Origin of the sequence: Hydrogenophaga sp. 70-12 (assembly GCF_001897365.1) — a bacterium.
Classification (GTDB): domain Bacteria; phylum Pseudomonadota; class Gammaproteobacteria; order Burkholderiales; family Burkholderiaceae_C; genus Hydrogenophaga; species Hydrogenophaga borbori.
In genome coordinates this window covers 1-17,465 of sequence record NZ_MKSS01000092.1, presented here as the reverse complement: position 1 = coordinate 17,465, position 17,465 = coordinate 1, and the positions used below count along the sequence as shown (strand labels likewise).

The window sequence follows — 17,465 nt, the reverse complement described above, 5'->3', positions numbered from 1 at the left end:
CGCGCAGGCTGCCCTGGGCGTAGGTGCTGCGGCTGGCGGACTTGTGCGTGATCTCGATGCGCTCGCCGGTGCCCGCGAACAGCACGGTGTGGTCGCCCACGATGTCGCCGCCGCGGATGGTGGCGAAACCGATGCTGGACGGGTCGCGCTCGCCGGTGACGCCTTCGCGCGCGTAGACCGCGCAGTCCTTGAGGTCGCGGCCCAGGGCGCCGGCGATGACCTCGCCCATCTTGAGCGCGGTGCCGCTGGGCGCGTCCACCTTGTGGCGGTGGTGGGCCTCGATGATCTCGATGTCGTAGCCCGTGGACAGGGCCTTGGCCGCCATCTCCAGCAGCTTGAGCGTGACGTTCACGCCCACGCTCATGTTGGGCGCCATCACGATGGCGATGCGCTGGGAGGCCTCGGCGATGCGGGCCTTCTGCGCCTCGCTGAAGCCGGTGGTGCCGATGACCAGGTTGACGCCCTGCGCCACGCAGGCGTCCAGGTGGGCCATGGTGCCCTCGGGGCGGGTGAAATCGATCAGGCAGTCGCTGCCTTGCAGGCCCTGGGCGAGATCGGCGGTGATCGGCACACCGGTCGGCTGGCCGGCGTAGGCGCCGGCGTCCTGTCCGATGGCGGGGCTGGCGGCCACGTCGAGCGCGCCGCTGAGCCGGCAGTCGCCGCTGTCGCGCACGGCCTCGATCAGCATGCGGCCCATGCGGCCGCTGGCCCCCGCGACACAGACGCGGTGGGGGGTGGTGGCAACGCTCATCGGCCCGACTCCAGCGGCGGGAAGTTGGTGGTGGCGGGCGTGGGCGCCGCGCTGGCGGGCAGCGGCGGGGCCTGCGGCTTGTTGCGCTCGGCGAAGTCCTTGAGCTGCTGCTCGGTGGCCTCGAGCGCGGGCGGCTTGGCCTTCTTGTCGCGGCGCGCGTCCAGCGAGGCCACGAACTCGGCCTCGGTGGGCAGCTCGTCGGCCTCGTGGCGCTCGAGCACGCCGTCCTTGAAGAACACGGTCACGCGGCGACGCAAGGGCTCCTGGCCCCGGCGCTGCAGGGTGAAGACATAGTCCCAGCGGTCGGCGTGGAACACGCTGGCCAGCAGGGGCGAACCCAGGATGTCGCGCACCTGCTCGCGCGGCATGCCGGGCTTGAGCGCCTCAACCTGCTCGCGGGTGATCACATTGCCTTGAAGGATGTCGATCTTGTACGGCGTGACCCAGTTGGCCACGCTGCCACAACCGCCCAGCGCCAGCAGGGCAGCCAGCGCGAGCGAGATTCGAAACTTGGAGAAGGACATGGCGAAAACCCGGGTGGGGGCCTACTGGCCCTGCACTGGCGCGGCCGGCGCAAGGCGGACGATAATCGGTCGGCCATTGTAGTGAGCCCGAAGCGAGCGCCATGTCCAACATCGAAGACCTCAAGAGCACCGGCCTGAAGGCCACGCTGCCGCGCCTGAAGATCCTGGAGGTCTTTCAGAACGCCACGCAGCGCCACATGACGGCCGAGGACGTGTTCCGCGTGCTGCTCGACGAGCGCAGCGACATCGGCCTGGCCACCGTCTACCGCGTGCTGATGCAGTTCGAACAGGCCGGCCTGCTCACGCGCAGCAATTTCGAATCGGGCAAGGCCGTCTACGAACTCAACGAGGGCCAGCACCACGACCACCTGGTCTGCCTGGACTGCGGGCGCGTCGAGGAGTTCTTCGATGCGGAGATCGAGAAGCGCCAGCAGATGGTGGCCAAGTCGCGCGGCTTCGCGCTGCAGGAGCACGCGCTGTCGCTCTACGCGAACTGCACCAAGGGCGACTGCCCGCACCGCAGCGCCGGCAAGGTCCCCGGCGGCCACCGCTAGGCGCGGCGTTCGTCACTCGTCGCGCGACATGGCGGCGCGGTGGCGCTGCACGAACTCCTGATAGGTGTCGATGCCGCGCAGCTGCAGGATGGTGTTGCGCACGGCGGCCTCCACCAGCACGGCGATGTTGCGCCCCGCCACCACCTGGATCACGGCCTTGCGCACGGGCACGCCCAACACGTCCTGGTACAGCGGCTCGTAGGGCATGCGCTCGTAGTCGCGCTCCATGGTCTCGCGGCGCACCAAGTGCACGATGAGCTGTAGCCGCATCTTGCGGCGCACCGCCGTCTCGCCAAAGATGGCCTTGATGTCGAGCAGGCCGATGCCGCGCACCTCCAGCAGGTTCTGCAGCAGCTCGGGGCAGCGGCCTTCCACGCTGGTCTGGTTGATGCGGTACAGGTCCACCGCGTCGTCGGCCACCAGGCCGTGGCCGCGCGAGATGAGTTCCAGCCCCAGCTCGCTCTTGCCCAGGCCCGATTCGCCTGTGATCAGGACCCCCATGCCCAGGATGTCCATGAACACGCCGTGCATGGTGGCGCGGTCGGCGAAATGGCGCGACAGGTAGGCGCGCAGCACGTCGATCACGAAGGCCGCGGACTCGTGGGTCGCGAACATCGGGATCTGGGCGCGCTCGCACATGGCGAGCAGTTCGTCGGGCGCGGGCTTGTCGTCGGCCACCACCAGCACCGGCGGCTCCAGCGTCACGATGCGTGCCACGCGGCGCTTGTTGTCCTCGGTGCTGGGGCTGGTGAGGTAAGCCACCTCACGCTCACCGATGACCTGCAGGCGGTAGGGGTGGATGTAGTTGAGGTAGCCGACCAGGTCGGCGCCCGAGCGCGCCGCGCGGATCGCCACCTCGTCGAAGCGGCGCTCGGAGGCGCCCAGGCCCGCGATCCACTGCCACTTCAGCGTGTCCCGGTGGTCCTCGAAGAGGACGTCGGCGCTGACGACGGTGGGTTTCAATGGAGAACGGTGTTCAGGCCGCGGCGTGCGCGGACTGCCAGTTGGCAATCAGCCCGTGCAGCGCACCGGCGTCGGACGAGGACTTCATGCGCTCGCGCAAGGCGCTGTCGCTGAGCAGCTCGGCGATCTCCGACAGGATTTCCAGGTGCTTCTGCGTGGCCGCCTCAGGCACCAGCAGGAAGATCATGAGCTGCACCGGCAGCTCGTCCGGGGCGTCGAAACCGATGGGGCTGTCGAGTTGGAACACCGCCGCCAGCGGCTGCTTGAGGCCTTTGATGCGGCCATGCGGAATGGCCACCCCATGACCCAGGCCAGTGGAACCCAGGCGCTCGCGCGCGAACAGGCTGTCGGTGATGAGCGCGCGGTTGAGGCCGTGCAGGGTTTCGAACAGCAGGCCCGCTTCCTCGAAGGCGCGCTTTTTGCTGGTGGCGTCGACGGCGACGAGCACCTGCGCGGCGGGCAATATGGCAGACAGTCGGTTCATGGGGGCCCTTTCGGGCGCGGATTATGCGCTTCTGCTTTCCCACGCCTAGATGAAAAGGACAAAAAAGCCGCTTGACAATTCAAGCGGCTTGTTGCAGTGCAGCACGGCCGGGAACCCGCCAACGGCGCGGGTTGTGACCGTTTTCACATCAGGCGTTTGACGGCTTCGTGGTTGTGTTCCTGGGTCTTGGTCTTGTAGCGCAGCACCTGGCGATCGAGCTTGTCGGCCAACTCATCGACGGCGGCGTACAGATCGGCATGGGCGCTCTCGGCGAACAGGTCACGGCCTTTCACGTGAATGTTGCATTCCGCACGTTGCCGCAGGGCCTTTTCCTTGAGGTTGTCCACTTTCAACAGCACCCGGATGTCGACGACCTGGTCGAAGTGTCGGGAAATGCGTTCGAGCTTGCTGGTGACGTAGCCGCGCAGGGCGGGAGTGACCTCGAGGTCGTGACCGTTGATCGTCAGGTTCATGGATGAGCCTCCAATTGCTCCGGGTTGACACAGGCCGCCGGCGGCAGGGCCATCCGGCGACCACGGGATGGCTTGAGACCCACTATGCCGACGATGCCCTGAGCACGCAAGCCGAAACCGTCAGAAATCGTGACTTCCGGATCGCCTTCAGGACCGGCGGTCGGGCCCCTGCTGCGCGCCATGCAGGCGAAGCCGCCACGCCACCGCCACGCTGGCGCAGCTGGCGGCCACGCCGATGAGACCCGCCACCCAGTAGTGCTCCACCCGACCGGCGGCATCGCGCACGATGATCAGCCCGCCGACCAGCGAGGCCAGTCCCATGGCGGCCGACTGCACCGCGGCGTTGAGCGCCATGAAGGTGCCGCGCAGGCGCGGTTCGGCGGCCGAAGTGATGATGGCCATGCCCGGGATCATGCGGCCCGACATGAGCACGAAGAAGCCGGTGGACACGACCAGCGCGACCCACAGCGGCGCCGGCGGCAGCAGCGTGGTGGCCATGAGCGGCAGCGCCACGAGCAGGGCCAGGCGGCTAAAGGTGGGCACCTTGCCGTGCCGGTCGGTCAAACGGCCGAACCAGCGCGCCGTCAGCAGGGTGACCGCGCCGCCCACCAGGTACAGCATGGGGATGTCGGCGTCGCCCAGGCCCACGTTGGCCTGCATGTAGATGGTGATGAAGGGGATCACCGTGAAGCCGGTGAACATCATGAGCGCCGACATCGCAAAAGCGCGCCAGTGGTTGCGCTCGGCCAGCGCCGAGACCAAGCCGCGCCAGACCGTGGGCGGGCCGGCCCGCAGGTGGCCGCGCAGCGGCGGCAGGGTCAGGCTGGCGCCGGCCAGGCACACGGCGCACAGCATCGCGATGGCGATGAAGGTGGCGTGCCAGCCCGCCCAGCCGGCCAGCCACAGACCCAGCGGCACCCCGGCCACCGTGGAAAACGAGAAGGCGGACATGACGATGCCCATGGCGCGGCCCCGCCGCTCGAAGGGCACCACGTCGGCCACGATGGTCTGCGCCAGCGCCGACAGCACGCCGCCGAACACGCCGGCGGCGATGCGCGCGCCCATGAGGAAGCCGTAGCCCGGGGCCAGGCCGCAGGCCAGCGTGGCCAGGGCGAACAGGCCATACAGCCACAGCAGCAGCGTGCGGCGGTCGAAGCGGTCGACATAGGTGGCGGCGAGCAGGCCCGAGGCGCCGGCCGACAGCGTGTAGGCCGACACCAGCAGGCCGAACTGCGCGTCGCTGATGCCGAAGAGCCGCGTGAACTGCGGCCCCAGGGGCATCACGATCATGAAGTCCAGGATGTGGGTGAACTGGATGCCGGCCACGGTGAGCAGCAGCCAGCGTTCGCGCGTGGAACTGAGGGGCGAGGGATCGGTCACGGGCAGCGATCGAAGCGGGGTGGCCGAGTGTCGCCGATGCTGTGTCGCGGCGCCCGCGCGCGCCTGTGCTCCCGCCGGTGGACAACGCCCTGGCGGCGCATCGCGCGCGATCGACGATCGCTTGGCCCACCCAGCCGCCGGCCGAATCGCCGTGATAGCGTAGCGGGCCGAACGACTTCGCCAGGAGCCCCGCATGCCCCCCACCCATGGCCCCCTCGCCGCGCCGGTCACGCGCCGCACCAGCCTGGCCCTGCTGGCCGCCTCCACCCGGCCACGCTGAGCACGACCCGCGGCCCCGGCATGTCGCTCGACACCGTCCTCAGCCACAGCATTCCCTTGCGCCACCCCGGCGGGCCCAGGGCCGACGGCTGCGCCCTCGTGCTCATGGGCGGCGGCGCGCGCACCGCCTACCAGGCCGGCGTGCTCAAGGCCGTGGCCGCCATGCGGCCCGAGGGCGGCGCGGCCTTTCCCTTCCGCTGGCTGTTCGGCACCTCGGCCGGCGCCCTCAACGCCAGCTTCCTGGCCTGCCGCGCGGACGATGGCGCCGCCGCGCTGCCCGCGCTCGGCGAGTTCTGGCTGAAACTGCGCTCCGACCAGGTCTACCGCCTGGAAGCGCCCACCTGGGTGCGCGCCAGTCGCGTGCTCGCGGGTTGGACGCTGGCGCGCCAGGTCAAGCGCCACCGCGCCCTGCTCGACACCCTGCCGCTGGTGAACACCCTGCACCGCCACATCGATCTGCAAGGGCTGGAGACGGCGCTGGAGCGCGGCGCGATCGACGTGCTCGGCGTGACCGCGTCGAGCTACTCCACCGGCGAACACTGGACCTTCTGCCAGACCCGTGCCGACAGCACGGTGCCCACCTGGCACCGGCCCGGGCGGCGCGCCGAGTTCCAGCCCATCACCATCGAACACCTGATGGCCTCCAGCGCCATTCCCTTCCTGTTCCCGGCCGTGCCCCTGTGGGTGAGCGGCCACCGCGAGCACTTCGGCGACGGCTCCATGCGCCAGCTCTCGCCGCTGTCGCCCGCCATCCAGTTCGGCGCGCGCCGCATCCTGGTCGTCGGCGTGGGCCAGCCGCAGCGCGCGGGCCTGGCCGGGCGGCACGACACCGCCGAACTCACGGCGGGCACCATCGCCGGCCACGCCATGGCCAGCGTCTTCCACGACACCCTGCAGGCCGACGTGGAGCAGACCATGCGTGTGAGCCAGACCCTGGCGCGACTGCCACCCGAGGTCTCGACCCTGTTGCCCTACCACCCGGTGGAGGTGATGGCCATCCAGCCCAGCGTGTCGCTCGACGAACTCGCGCTCAAGCACGTGAACGAACTGCCCGTGACCACGCGCCACACGCTCATCGGCCTGGGCGCGCTGGACACGCGGCGCGGCGCCAATGCCAGCGCCGCCGCCCTGGCCAGCTACCTGCTGTTCGAGCCCGGCTTCGTGCACGCGCTCATGGCCCTGGGCGAGCACGACGCCTGGCGCCGCCAGGACGAGCTGAAGGCCTTCCTGGCGCCCGCTGGCCGCCCCGCGGCGTCAGACCCGGTGCGATAATCGCGGCCGTTTTGCACACGGAGCCCTTGATGGACAGCACACCCCCCAGTCGTGTGCTTTCAGCCCTCCCCGCGACCGTCTGAGCAGCGCCCCGACGCTGCGGCCTGGACGGGCGGCTGGCTGAAAGCGCCACCGAACCCGCCGGCCGGATTCCCGGCCACCGCCAGACCGCCACCGACACGCAGGAGCGCGCCATGCTCAATGTCTTCACCCTGGCCAACGGCCGCCTCTTCCAGGAAGAGATCGAGTCCCTGGAAGAGCTCGCCAAGTTCAAGCCCATCTGGGTCGACCTGGAAGACCCCACCCCCGAAGAACGCCGCTGGGTCAAGCAGCATTTCGGCCTGTCCATCCCGGAAGACGCGATGGACGAGGACATCGAGGAGTCGGCGCGCTTCTTCGAGGAGGACAACGGCGAGCTGCACGTGCGCAGCGACTTCCTCATCGACGACGACGAAGACCCGCGCGCGGTGCGCGTGGCCTTCATCCTCAACGAGCACAACGACTCGCTCAAGAGCCGCGGCGTGCTGTTCTCCATCCACGACGAAGACGTGCCCGTGTTCCGCCTGCTGCGCATGCGCGCGCGGCGCATGCCCGGCCTGATCGACGACGCCAAGGACGTGCTGCTGATGCTGTTCGACGCCGACGCCGAGTACTGCGCCGACACGCTGGAGGACATCTACGACGACCTGGAAACGGTGAGCGCCAAGGTGCTGTCGAGCGAGGCCAGCGACTCGGCCCTGGGCGAGGCGCTGTCGGCCATCGCGCGCCACGAGGACATGTCGGGCCGCATCCGCCGCAACGTCATGGACACGCGCCGCGCGGTGAGCTTCATGATGCGCAGCCGCCTGCTGAGCGCCGAGCAGTTCGAGGACGCGCGCCAGATCCTGCGCGACCTCGACTCGCTCGACGGTCACACGGCCTTCCTGTTCGACAAGATCAACTTCCTGATGGACGCCACGGTCGGCTTCATCAACATCAACCAGAACAAGATCATCAAGATCTTCTCGGTGGCCAGCGTGTCGCTGCTGCCACCGACGCTGGTGGCCAGCAGCTACGGCATGAACTTCCAGTTCATGCCCGAGCTGACCTGGCGCTTCGGCTACCCGCTGGCGATCGGGCTGATGGTGCTGTCGGCCGTGGTGCCGATGCTCTACTTCAGGAAAAGGGGTTGGCTACGCTGACTCGCCGAGCAGGCGCTCGACGATGGCCGCGCTGTAGCGGCTCGCCACCTGCGTGAGGAAGCGCGGGAAGTCCACGTGGGCCGCGTCGTCGGCGCGGTCGGAGATGGTGCGCACCACCGCCAGCGGCACGCCGAAATCCGCGCACACCTGGGCCACGGCCGCGCTCTCCATGTCCACGGCCAGCGCGTCCGGCAGCTCGCGCTGCAGGACCTGGCTCTCGGCGGTGCGCGACACAAAGCGGTCGCCCGTCAGGAGCAGGCCCCGGTGCACGCGCGAGTCGTCCAGGCCGAAGGCCTCAACCGCCGCGGCGCCCAGCGCGGCTGGGGCCTCGCGCAGCGTGGCCTCGCAGGCGCGCGCCAGGCGATCGCTCAGGGCACCGTCGGTGGCGAAGCGCGAGCGCCCGTAACCCGGCACCTCGTGGCGCGGAAAGACCGGCGAAGCGTCCATGTCGTGCTGCAGCAGTTCGGCCGCCACCACCACGTCGCCCACCTTCACGCCCGCGCCCAGGCCGCCGGCCACGCCCGTCATCACGACGGCGCTGGCGCCGAAGCGCGCGATCAGCAGCGCGGTGGTGGTGGCCGCCGCCGCCTTGCCGATGCCCGAGAGCACCGCCACCACCTCCTGCCCATGCAGGTGGCCGCGCCAGAAGCCGCGCCCGGCGAACGCGGTGCGCTGCTCGTCGGGCAGCAGCGCGAGCACGGCCTCGAGTTCCTGCGGCAGGGCGCTGACCAGCGCAAGCGTCATGCCGGCTCAGCGCTTCACTTGTCGCGCAGCTCGCGGCGCAGGATCTTGCCCACCGGCGTCTTGGGCAGATCGGTGCGGAACTCGATCACGCGCGGCTGCTTGTAGCCGGTGAGGTTGGCGCGGCAGAACTCGCGCACCTGCTCCTCGGTGAGCGACGGGTCCTTCTTCACGATCACCAGCTTCACGGCTTCGCCGGTCTTGTCGTCCGGCACGCCCACGACGGCGCACTCCAGCACGCCGGGCAACTGCGCGACCACGTCCTCGACCTCGTTCGGGTAGACGTTGAAACCGCTGACCAGCACCATGTCCTTCTTGCGGTCCACGATCTTGAAGTAGCCGCGCTCGTCCATGATCCCGATGTCGCCGCTCTTGAAGTAGCCGTCGGGCGTCATGACCTTGGCGGTCTCGTCGGGGCGCTGCCAGTAGCCCGCCATCACCTGCGGGCCGTGGATCGCGATCTCGCCGGGTTGGCCCACGGGCACCTCGCGGCCCTCGTCGTCCAGGCACTTCAGGCGCGTATTGGGCAGGGGCACGCCGATGGTGCCGGTGTACTCGGTGCTGGTGGTGGGGTTGCAGGTGGCCGAGGGGCTGGTTTCGGACAGGCCGTAGCCTTCGCAGATCGGGCAGCCGGTTTTCTCGAGCCAGCGCTTGGCCACCGCGCCCTGCACCGCCATGCCGCCGCCCACCGAGACCTTCAGGTGGCTCCAGTCCACGGTGTTGAAGTCGGGGTGGTTGGCCAGGCCGTTGAACAGCGTGTTCACCGCGGGAAAGCTGTGGAAGCGGTGCTTGCTCAGCTCCTTGAGCACCGCGGGCAGGTCGCGCGGGTTGGGGATGAGGATGGTCTTGCCGCCCACGCGCAGGCTCAGCATCATGTTCACGGTGAACGCGAAGATGTGGTACAGCGGCAGCGCGCACACGCTGGTGGGCTGCTCGCCGGCCGGGACCTTCTTCATCACCGGGTCGTTCCAGGCCTCGGACTGCAGCACGTTGGCGATGATGTTGCGGTGCAGGAGCACCGCGCCTTTGCTCACGCCCGTGGTGCCGCCGGTGTACTGCAGCACGGCCATGTCGTCGGCCTTGATCTCGGGCCTCTTGAACGCGCCGCGCGCGCCGCGCGCAAGGGCGTCGTTGAAGCGCACCGCCTGCGGCAGGTTGAAGGCCGGCACCATCTTCTTGACCTTGCGCACCACGTAGTTCACCAGGCCGCCCTTGAGCAAGCCCAGCATGTCGCCCATGGCCGCGAGCACCACGTGCTTCACCGGCGTGGCCGCGATGCACTGCTCCAGCGTGCGGGCGAAGTTCTCGATGATGACGATGGCCTTGGCGCCCGAGTCCTTGAGCTGGTGCTCCAGTTCGCGCGCGGTGTACAGCGGGTTCACGTTCACCACCACCAGGCCCGCGCGCAGGATGCCCGCGACGACCACCGGGTACTGCGGCACGTTGGGCATCATGATCGCCACGCGGTCGCCCTTCACCAGGCCCAGGCCCTGCAGGTAGGCCGCCACGGACTGCGAGGCCGCGTCGGTCTGCGCGAAGCTCACGTCCTTGCCCATGAAGCTGTAGGCGGTCCGCTCGCCGAAGCGCCGGAAGCTCTCCTCCATCAGGTGCACCAGCGAGGGGTACTGGTTCACGTCGATGTCGGCGGGCACCCCTTCGGGGTAAGCGGCGAGCCAGGGGCGGTCGGCGGTGGCGGTCGGCATGCAGGTCTCCTCTCGTTGTGCGCCCGGCGGGCGAGGTCTCACTCCACGGCTTTGGTGATGTCCTCGACGACTTTCTTGGCGTCGCCGAAGACCATCATGGTCTTGTCCATGTAGAACAGTTCGTTGTCCAGGCCCGCGTAGCCCGCGGCCATGGAGCGCTTGTTCACGATCACGGTCTTGGCTTTGTAGGCCTCCAGGATGGGCATGCCGTAGATGGGGCTGCCCTTCTGCAGCGCCAGCGGGTTCACCACGTCGTTGGCACCCAGCACGATGGCCACGTCCGCCTGCCCGAACTCGCCGTTGATGTCTTCCATCTCGAACACCTGGTCGTAAGGCACCTCGGCCTCGGCCAGCAGCACGTTCATGTGACCCGGCATGCGCCCGGCCACGGGGTGAATCGCGTACTTCACCGTGATGCCCTTGTGCGTGAGCTTCTCGGCCAGTTCCTTCACCGCGTGCTGCGCGCGCGCCACCGCCAGGCCGTAGCCCGGCACGATGACCACGGTTTCGGCGTTGCCCAGGATGAAGGCCACGTCGTCGGCGCTGCCGCTCTTGGCGGTGCGCTGCACGCCGCTGGTGGCCGCCGCGCCGGCCTCGCCGCCGAAGCCGCCCAGGATGACGCTGATGAACGAGCGGTTCATGGCCTTGCACATGATGTAGCTCAGGATCGCGCCCGAGCTGCCCACCAGCGAGCCGGCGATGATCAGCATGCTGTTGTTCAGGCTGAAGCCGATGCCCGCCGCCGCCCAGCCCGAGTAGCTGTTGAGCATGGACACCACCACCGGCATGTCGGCGCCACCGATGGGGATGATGATGAGCACGCCCAGAATGAAGCCCAGGGCGATCACCAGCACGATGTCCATCCAGCTCTGCGAATGCCAGAAGCCGAAGATGAAGAACGCCGTGGCCAGGCCCAGCAGCAGATTGAGTTTGTGCTGCCCGGCGAAAGTGACGGGCGCGCCCTGGAACAGGCGGAACTTGTACTTGCCCGAGAGCTTGCCGAAGGCGATGACCGAGCCGCTGAAGGTGACCGCGCCAATGAAGGCGCCCAGGGCCAGCTCGATGCGGTTGCCGCCCGGGATGGACTGGCCGTGCGCGGCGATGCCGAAGGCCCAGGGCTCGGCCACCACGGCCACGGCGATGCACACCGCCGCCAGGCCGATCATGCTGTGCATGAAGGCCACCAGTTCGGGCATCTTGGTCATCTCGACCTTCTTGGCCATGTAAGCGCCCACGCCGCCGCCGACCACCAGGCCGCCGAGCACGTAGACCATGCCCTGGGCCTTGCCGCCCGCGAGTTCGACGATGAGCGCGGCGGTGGTGAGCACGGCGATGGCCATGCCCGTCATGCCGAAGACGTTGCCCCGGATGGAGGTGGTGGGGTGCGACAGGCCCTTGAGGGCCTGGATGAAGCAGACCGAGGCGATCAGGTACAGCAGGACGACCAGGTTCATGCTCATGCTTTGTCTCCCGCGGCCGGGGCCTTCTTCTCTTTCTTCTTGAACATCTCCAGCATGCGGCGCGTGACCAGGAAGCCGCCGAAGACGTTGACGGCCGCCAGCGCCACGGCCAGCACGCCCATGGTCTTGCCCAGCGGGGTTTCGGTGAGCGCGGCGGCCAGCATGGCGCCCACGATCACGATGGCCGAGATGGCGTTGGTCACGGCCATGAGCGGCGTGTGCAGCGCGGGCGTCACCGTCCACACCACGTGGTAGCCCACGTAGATGGCCAGCACGAAGATGATGAGGTTGATGAGGGTGGGAGAGACGGCGTCCATGGGCGGCTCCTAGGTTTTCTTGATCTCGGTGATGCGGTTGCCTTCACCCAGCAGCACCACGCGCGGCTTCCAGCCCGGCACCGCGCTGTCGGCCACCGGCGAGTAGGTGCAGATGATCAGCAGGTCGCCCACATGGGCCTTGCGCGCGGCCGCGCCGTTGAGCGAGATGGCGCCCGAGCCGCGCGCGGCCTTGATGATGTAGGTGGAGAAACGCTCGCCGTTGTTGACGTTGTAGAGCTCGATCTTCTCGAACTCCCGCATGTCGGCGGCGTCCAGCAGGTCTTCGTCGATGCCGCAGGACCCTTCGTAGTGCAGGTCGGCTTCGGTCACGGTGGCGCGGTGCAGCTTGGCCCGCAGCATCACGCGGCTGGCGGTGTCGCTCATTTGCGCTTGACCTCGCCGGCTTGGGTCATGAGACAGGCGACGACGATGTCGTCGTCCAGCGGCACCTGCACGGCCGCGGCGTCCTTCGGCAGCACGAGCTTGAGGAAGTCGAGCACGTTGCGCGCGTACAGCGCGGAGGCGTCGGCCGCCACCAGCGCGGGCAGGTTGGTCTCGCCGATGATCGTCACGCCGTGCTTCACGACCGTCTTGTCGGCTTCGGTGAGCGGGCAGTTGCCGCCGACGCTGCCATCGGCATTGGCGGGCCCCTTGCCCGCCGCGATGTCCACGATCACCGACCCCGGCTTCATGCTTTTCACCATCTCTTCGGTGATCAGCGTGGGCGCCGCGCGGCCGGGAATGAGCGCGGTGGAGATCACCACGTCGGCCATGGCCACGCGCTTGGCCACCTCGGCGGCCTGGCGCTGCAGCCAGCTCGGCGGCATGGGCTTGGCGTAGCCGCCCACGCCCTCGGCCGCTTCCTTCTCCTCCGGCGTTTCATAGGGCACGTCGATGAACTTGCCGCCCAGGGACTCGATCTGCTCCTTCACGCTGGGGCGCACGTCGCTGGCCTCGATAACCGCGCCCAGGCGCTTGGCCGTGGCGATGGCCTGCAGGCCCGCCACGCCCACGCCCAGGATGACCACGCGCGCGGCCTTCACGGTGCCGGCGGCCGTCATGAGCATGGGAAAGAAGCGCGGGTAGGCGTTGGCCGCGAGCATCACGGCCTTGTAGCCGGCGATGTTGGCCTGCGAGGACAGCACGTCCATGCTCTGCGCGCGCGTGGTGCGCGGCGCGGCCTCCAGCGCGAAGCCGGTGAGCCCGGCCGCGGCCAGGGCCCGCAGGCCTTCGGCGTCGAAGGGGTTGAGCATGCCGACCAGGGTGGCGCCGGCTTTCATCAGCGGCAGTTCGCTGGCCTGCGGACTGCGCACCTTGAGCACGAGGTCAGCGCCCAGGGCGCCGGCGGCGTCGGTGATCTGCGCACCCGCCGCTTCGTACGCGGCGTCGGTGGCGCTGGCGTGCAGGCCGGCGCCGGCCTGCACACGCACCACATGGCCTTGGGCCACCAGCTTCTTTGCCGTCTCCGGCGTCACGGCCACACGGGTCTCGCCCGCCACGGTTTCGGCGGGTACGCCAATGAGCATGGGTGTCTCCTCGCGCTCGGTTCAAAAATCAACGGGCGAGCTTAACTGAAAGCCTGTCGCGAACGGCGGCCCGCCCATAATCGCAGCCCATGACTTCCCGCTGGGCACCGAGCGTCACCGTGGCCTGCCTCGCCGAGCGCGACGGCCGCTACCTGTTGGTCGAAGAGCACACCCCCGAAGGCCTGCGCCTGAACAACCCGGCGGGCCACCTGGAGCCGGGCGAAAGCCTGGTGCAGGCCGCGGCGCGCGAGGCGCTGGAGGAAACCGCGCACCCCTTCGCGCCCGAGGCGCTGGTGGGCGTGTACCTGGCGCGCTTCGAGCGGGCCGACGAGTCCATCACCTACCTGCGTTTCGCTTTCTGCGGCGCCGTGGGCGAGGCCGTGGCCGGCCGCGCGCTCGACCGCGGCATCGTGCGCACCTGCTGGCTCACGCCGGACGAGGTGCGCGCCTCAGCCGCGCGGCACCGCAGCCCCCTGGTGCTGCGCTGCATCGAGGACCACCTGGCCGGCCGCCGGCTGCCACTGGACGGGCTGCACACCCACCCCAGCGTGTTCGGTGGCTGAAGGCGCCAGCGGCAGCCAGAGCGAGAAGCAGCTGCCGCGCCCCGGGCGCGAGCGCACCGACAGCTCCAGGCCCAGCAGCAGCGCGGTCTGCTTGACGATGACCAGACCCAGCCCGACCCCGCTGTCGGTTTCGGTGCCGGGCTCGCCCCGGAAGTGCCGCTGGAACACCTGCGCCTCGGGCTCCGGCGGCAGCCCACCGCCGGTGTCCCACACCTGCAGCAAGGCGCCCCGGCGCCGCACGCGGCACGACACCAGCACGCCACCCGCCTCGGTGTAGGCCACGGCGTTGCTCACCAGGTTGAAGACCAGGCGCTGCAGCAGCCGCGCGTCCGTGCTGACCAGGGCCAGGCAGGGCGTGACCGACCAGCGCAGTCCCTTGGCCCGGGCCTGCGGCCCGAAGGTGCCGTCCACCTGCTCCATCAGGGGCTCCAGCGAGAAGGTCGCGGGCTGCGGCCGCAACGAGCCGGTTTCCAGCCGGGCCACGGTCATCACCGCGTCGAGCAGGCGATCGGCCGTCTCCAGCCCGGCCTTCATCTGCTGCAGCAGGGGCCCCGGGTAGCGCAGCGGGCGCTGGCGCTCCAGCGATTCGGCCGCGAGCGTGATGGCGTAGAGCGGCTGGCGCATGTCGTGGCTCACGGCGGCGAGGAAGCGCGACTTTTCGTCGGTGGCGCGACGCGCCATGTCGCGCTCGAGCTCGGTGCGCAGGCGGTCCGCCTGCGCGCGCTCGGCGGCCTGGCGCTCGACGCGGAAGCGGTCCGCCAGCGCGAAGGACAGCAGCACCATCTCGAGCGCGGCGCCGATGGGCAGCGCGTTGACCACCAGGGGATGGCCCGGCAGCCAGCCCAGGCGATAGAACACGTAGAGCAGCGCGCTCACCCACAGGCAGGCCCAGGCCACGGTGAAGGGCAGCGCGGCCGGGCGGCGTTCGCGCAGGCCGTCGAACGCCATGGCCACCAGCATCAGCGTGGTCGCGGCGACCGCCCAGGGCACCAGGCGCTGGCCGGGCGACAGCGGCGGGAGCAGGTTGAGGAGAAAGACCACGCCCCAGCCCCAGGTGAGCCGGCGCGCGGCGCGGTCCAGCCGCGGCGCGTGCGCGGCGGTCTGCAGGAAGCGGCGCGCGAAGGGCAGCAAGAGGCCGCCGCCCAGCGCCAGCGACAGGTTGACCACGTAGTGCTGCAGCAGCGCCCCGCCCGGCCACAGGTACTGGGCCAGGAAGCCCTGGTTGCCGAACTGCCAGACCCCCAGCGCGCTGACCAGGCCCACGTAATAGAGGTAGGCGCGATCGCGGATGCTGAAGTACAGCATGGCGTTGTAGAGGATCAGGCCGGCGAGCAAGCCGAAGAAGACACCGTGCAGGCCATAGACCCACTGGTCCTGCCGCGCCAGCGCCTCGCGCGGCCACAGGCTGACCGGCAGCTGGGCCATGCCGTCGGTGCGCACGCGCATGTAGACCGGGGTATCGGCGCCGGGCGCCAGCGTGAGTGGGATCACCGGCAGGCGGTGTGAGTGGGCGCGCCGCCCGGGCGGCAGGCTGTCGCCGCTGAGGCCCAGGCGCACGGCCTGGCCCGGCGGGCCGGACCAGAGTTCGACCAGGTCCAGGTTGGCGTTGTCCACCACCCACATCCAATGGGCGGGCGCGTCGGCGCCGGCGTGCAGCACCACGCGAAACCACAGGTCGAAGGAGCCTTGGCCCAGGTTGCCCGCTTGCCAGGCCGGCGGCAGGGGCTCGAAGTCGGCGCCGGCGGCGTCGGCGGCGTCGGGGCGCCAGGGGTGCGCGCGGTTGTCGAGGAACTGCAGCTCGGGCGTGAGGGCGACGGCGTTGTCCGGCGCGCTCAGCGCCACCCGCTCAGGCAGTGGCGAGGCGGCGCAGGGCAGCAGCACGAGCCACAGCCAGACCCAGGCCATGCCCCGCCGCCATCCCTGACCGACTGGCGCCCCACCGTGCATCGTCACCCCGCGACACGCGCGGCCCGCGGGGGGCGGGCCGACCGAGCAGGGACCAGTATTCGGGCCGCGCGCGACCGCCTCAATACTGCGACGGCACTAGTTCCGGGGGGAGTATGCGCGCCGGGCGGAGGGGCCTCAGGCCGCCAGCGCCGCGGCCGGGCCGTAGGCCTCGTCGCCCGAGGCCGCCTCGGTGAGGATCACACCACCACCCAGGCAGACTTCGCCGTCATACAGCACGGCGCTCTGGCCGGGTGTGACCGCCCACTGCGGCTGTTCGAAGCGCAGCACGAAACCGGCCCCGCCCAGGGGCTCCATGGCGCAGGGCGCGTCGGCCTGGCGGTAGCGCGTCTTGGCGGCCATGGCGCCGGCCGGCGGCGGCTCGCCGGCCACCCAGCTCGCGTCGTGCGCGCGCAGGCGGGGCGTCAGCAGCCAGGGGTGGTCGTGCCCCTGCACGGCCCACAAGGTATTGCGCGCGATGTCCTTGCGCGCAACGAACCAGGGCTCGTGCTCGCTGCCGCCCTTCTGCGCGCCCTTGGCCCGCACGCCGCCGATGCCCAGGCCCTGGCGCTGGCCCAGGGTGTAGAAGCTCAGGCCCACGTGTTCGCCGATGGTGCGGCCGCGCTCGTCCTTGATGGGACCGGGCGCGCTGGCGATGTAGCGGTTGAGGAACTCGCGGAAGGGCCGCTCGCCGATGAAGCAGATGCCGGTGCTGTCCTTCTTCTTGGCATTGGGCAAGCCGATCTCGGCCGCGAGGCGGCGCACCTCGGTCTTGGGCAGCTCGCCCACCGGGAACATCGTCTTGGCGAGCTGGGCCTGGGTGAGGCGGTGCAGGAAGTAGCTCTGGTCCTTCAGCGGGTCCAGGCCCTTGAGCAGTTGGTGCCGCACACCCGCGCCATCGCGCGCGCTGGCGCGCGAGGTGCCGTCCGACCCCACGGGCTCGCCCGTGTCGGCGGCCACGCAGCGCACACGGGCGTAATGCCCGGTGGCGATCTTCTCGGCGCCCAGGCGCATGGCGTGGTCCAGGAAGGCCTTGAACTTGATCTCGGCGTTGCAGAGGATGTCGGGGTTGGGGGTGCGCCCGGCCTGGTACTCGCGCAGGAACTCGGCGAACACGCGGTCCTTGTACTCGGCGGCGAAGTTGACGTGCTCGATGTCGATGCCGATCACGTCGGCCACGCTGGCGGCGTCCAGCCAGTCCTGGCGGCTGGAGCAGTACTCGCTGTCGTCGTCGTCCTCCCAGTTCTTCATGAAGATGCCGACGACCTCGTGGCCCTGCTGTTTGAGCAGGTACGCGCTCACCGCGGAGTCCACGCCCCCGCTCAAACCCACCACCACCCGATGCTTCGC

General features: G+C 69.8%; 18 protein-coding genes. 4 read left to right on the top strand and 14 right to left on the bottom strand.

Going from position 1 to position 17,465, the window contains the following annotated elements; all coding sequences use genetic code 11:
• Positions 1 to 751 (bottom strand): 4-hydroxy-tetrahydrodipicolinate reductase (gene dapB, locus BGO22_RS05945; protein ID WP_286849629.1); only part of this gene is annotated, 751 nt, incomplete at its 3' end.
• Positions 748 to 1,275, bottom strand: coding sequence for an outer membrane protein assembly factor BamE (locus BGO22_RS05940; protein ID WP_070399827.1), 528 nt, complete (start codon positions 1,273 to 1,275; stop codon positions 748 to 750). The genes dapB and BGO22_RS05940, both read right to left, overlap by 4 nt.
• Before the next feature lie 101 nt (positions 1,276 to 1,376).
• On the opposite strand from BGO22_RS05940, the gene fur reads away from it, so the two are divergent.
• Positions 1,377 to 1,829 (top strand): ferric iron uptake transcriptional regulator, encoded by a 453-nt coding sequence (gene fur, locus BGO22_RS05935; RefSeq protein WP_204743653.1) that lies wholly within the window; start codon positions 1,377 to 1,379, stop codon positions 1,827 to 1,829.
• Positions 1,830 to 1,841: 12 nt separating this feature from the next.
• Here fur and hprK read toward each other — a convergent pair whose 3' ends face one another.
• The 4 genes from hprK to BGO22_RS05915 form a co-directional block, all read right to left on the bottom strand.
• On the bottom strand, positions 1,842 to 2,792 hold the full coding sequence (gene hprK / locus BGO22_RS05930; protein WP_070399825.1) for an HPr(Ser) kinase/phosphatase: 951 nt from the start codon (positions 2,790 to 2,792) through the stop codon (positions 1,842 to 1,844).
• A 13-nt stretch (positions 2,793 to 2,805) separates the two neighbouring features.
• A complete protein-coding gene (locus tag BGO22_RS05925) occupies positions 2,806 to 3,276 on the bottom strand; it encodes a PTS sugar transporter subunit IIA (protein ID WP_070399824.1) in 471 nt (156 codons plus the stop codon).
• Between the two features lie 143 nt (positions 3,277 to 3,419).
• The gene (gene hpf, locus BGO22_RS05920; RefSeq protein WP_070399823.1) at positions 3,420 to 3,749 is read right to left on the bottom strand and encodes a ribosome hibernation-promoting factor, HPF/YfiA family; all 330 of its coding nucleotides are present in this window, start codon (positions 3,747 to 3,749) and stop codon (positions 3,420 to 3,422) included.
• A 147-nt stretch (positions 3,750 to 3,896) separates the two neighbouring features.
• Complete coding sequence (locus tag BGO22_RS05915) at positions 3,897 to 5,129, bottom strand: MFS transporter (protein ID WP_286849626.1); 1,233 nt, start codon at positions 5,127 to 5,129, stop codon at positions 3,897 to 3,899.
• Between the two features lie 300 nt (positions 5,130 to 5,429).
• Here BGO22_RS05915 and BGO22_RS05910 point away from each other — a divergent pair, with 300 nt between their 5' ends.
• A complete protein-coding gene (locus BGO22_RS05910; RefSeq protein ID WP_286849624.1) occupies positions 5,430 to 6,680 on the top strand; it encodes a patatin-like phospholipase family protein in 1,251 nt (416 codons plus the stop codon).
• 194 nt (positions 6,681 to 6,874) lie between these two features.
• Positions 6,875 to 7,861, top strand: coding sequence for a magnesium/cobalt transporter CorA (gene corA / locus BGO22_RS05905; protein WP_070399820.1), 987 nt, complete (start codon positions 6,875 to 6,877; stop codon positions 7,859 to 7,861).
• On the opposite strand, the gene BGO22_RS05900 is transcribed toward corA, so the two are convergent.
• The 6 genes from BGO22_RS05900 to BGO22_RS05875 are packed head-to-tail and all read right to left on the bottom strand — an operon-like array spanning position 7,853 to position 13,608.
• Positions 7,853 to 8,605 carry a 5'-methylthioadenosine/adenosylhomocysteine nucleosidase gene (locus BGO22_RS05900; protein WP_286849622.1) on the bottom strand — a complete coding sequence of 251 codons (753 nt, stop codon included), beginning with the start codon at positions 8,603 to 8,605 and terminating at the stop codon, positions 7,853 to 7,855. The genes corA and BGO22_RS05900 overlap by 9 nt on opposite strands.
• Positions 8,606 to 8,619: 14 nt before the next feature.
• Positions 8,620 to 10,305: a long-chain-fatty-acid--CoA ligase gene (locus BGO22_RS05895; protein WP_070399818.1), complete on the bottom strand. Its 1,686-nt coding sequence runs from the start codon at positions 10,303 to 10,305 to the stop codon at positions 8,620 to 8,622.
• Positions 10,306 to 10,343: 38 nt separating this feature from the next.
• Complete coding sequence (locus tag BGO22_RS05890) at positions 10,344 to 11,765, bottom strand: NAD(P)(+) transhydrogenase (Re/Si-specific) subunit beta (protein WP_070399817.1); 1,422 nt, start codon at positions 11,763 to 11,765, stop codon at positions 10,344 to 10,346.
• Positions 11,762 to 12,082: an NAD(P) transhydrogenase subunit alpha part 2 gene (locus BGO22_RS05885; RefSeq protein ID WP_070399816.1), complete on the bottom strand. Its 321-nt coding sequence runs from the start codon at positions 12,080 to 12,082 to the stop codon at positions 11,762 to 11,764. The genes BGO22_RS05890 and BGO22_RS05885 overlap by 4 nt, the downstream gene beginning before the upstream one ends.
• A gap of 9 nt (positions 12,083 to 12,091) precedes the next feature.
• Positions 12,092 to 12,466: an aspartate 1-decarboxylase gene (gene panD, locus BGO22_RS05880; RefSeq protein WP_070399815.1), complete on the bottom strand. Its 375-nt coding sequence runs from the start codon at positions 12,464 to 12,466 to the stop codon at positions 12,092 to 12,094.
• Positions 12,463 to 13,608, bottom strand: coding sequence for a Re/Si-specific NAD(P)(+) transhydrogenase subunit alpha (locus BGO22_RS05875; RefSeq protein ID WP_070399814.1), 1,146 nt, complete (start codon positions 13,606 to 13,608; stop codon positions 12,463 to 12,465). Before BGO22_RS05875 ends, panD begins: the two co-directional genes overlap by 4 nt.
• An 89-nt stretch (positions 13,609 to 13,697) precedes the next feature.
• Between BGO22_RS05875 and BGO22_RS05870 the strand changes: the two genes are divergently transcribed.
• Positions 13,698 to 14,171: an NUDIX hydrolase gene (locus BGO22_RS05870; protein ID WP_286849619.1), complete on the top strand. Its 474-nt coding sequence runs from the start codon at positions 13,698 to 13,700 to the stop codon at positions 14,169 to 14,171.
• Here the strand turns inward: BGO22_RS05870 and BGO22_RS05865 are convergent.
• Positions 14,058 to 16,076 (bottom strand): sensor histidine kinase, encoded by a 2,019-nt coding sequence (locus BGO22_RS05865; protein ID WP_286849618.1) that lies wholly within the window; start codon positions 16,074 to 16,076, stop codon positions 14,058 to 14,060. The genes BGO22_RS05870 and BGO22_RS05865 overlap by 114 nt on opposite strands.
• Before the next feature lie 177 nt (positions 16,077 to 16,253).
• On the bottom strand, positions 16,254 to 17,465 hold a 1,212-nt coding region (gene mnmA, locus BGO22_RS05860; RefSeq protein ID WP_502686431.1), incomplete at its 5' end, for a tRNA 2-thiouridine(34) synthase MnmA.

Bases quoted from the DNA above. Each gene is read 5' to 3' on its own strand.
- BGO22_RS05940 (WP_070399827.1), bottom strand. From the start codon at position 1,275: ATGTCCTTCTCCAAGTTTCGAATCTCGCTCGCGCTGGCTGCCCTGCTG.
- fur (WP_204743653.1), top strand. From the start codon at position 1,377: ATGTCCAACATCGAAGACCTCAAGAGCACCGGCCTGAAGGCCACGCTG.
- BGO22_RS05925 (WP_070399824.1), bottom strand. From the start codon at position 3,276: ATGAACCGACTGTCTGCCATATTGCCCGCCGCGCAGGTGCTCGTCGCC.
- hpf (WP_070399823.1), bottom strand. From the start codon at position 3,749: ATGAACCTGACGATCAACGGTCACGACCTCGAGGTCACTCCCGCCCTG.
- BGO22_RS05910 (WP_286849624.1), top strand. From the start codon at position 5,430: ATGTCGCTCGACACCGTCCTCAGCCACAGCATTCCCTTGCGCCACCCC.
- corA (WP_070399820.1), top strand. From the start codon at position 6,875: ATGCTCAATGTCTTCACCCTGGCCAACGGCCGCCTCTTCCAGGAAGAG.
- BGO22_RS05900 (WP_286849622.1), bottom strand. From the start codon at position 8,605: ATGACGCTTGCGCTGGTCAGCGCCCTGCCGCAGGAACTCGAGGCCGTG.
- BGO22_RS05895 (WP_070399818.1), bottom strand. From the start codon at position 10,305: ATGCCGACCGCCACCGCCGACCGCCCCTGGCTCGCCGCTTACCCCGAA.
- BGO22_RS05890 (WP_070399817.1), bottom strand. From the start codon at position 11,765: ATGAGCATGAACCTGGTCGTCCTGCTGTACCTGATCGCCTCGGTCTGC.
- BGO22_RS05885 (WP_070399816.1), bottom strand. From the start codon at position 12,082: ATGGACGCCGTCTCTCCCACCCTCATCAACCTCATCATCTTCGTGCTG.
- panD (WP_070399815.1), bottom strand. From the start codon at position 12,466: ATGAGCGACACCGCCAGCCGCGTGATGCTGCGGGCCAAGCTGCACCGC.
- BGO22_RS05875 (WP_070399814.1), bottom strand. From the start codon at position 13,608: ATGCTCATTGGCGTACCCGCCGAAACCGTGGCGGGCGAGACCCGTGTG.
- BGO22_RS05870 (WP_286849619.1), top strand. From the start codon at position 13,698: ATGACTTCCCGCTGGGCACCGAGCGTCACCGTGGCCTGCCTCGCCGAG.
- BGO22_RS05865 (WP_286849618.1), bottom strand. From the start codon at position 16,076: ATGGCCTGGGTCTGGCTGTGGCTCGTGCTGCTGCCCTGCGCCGCCTCG.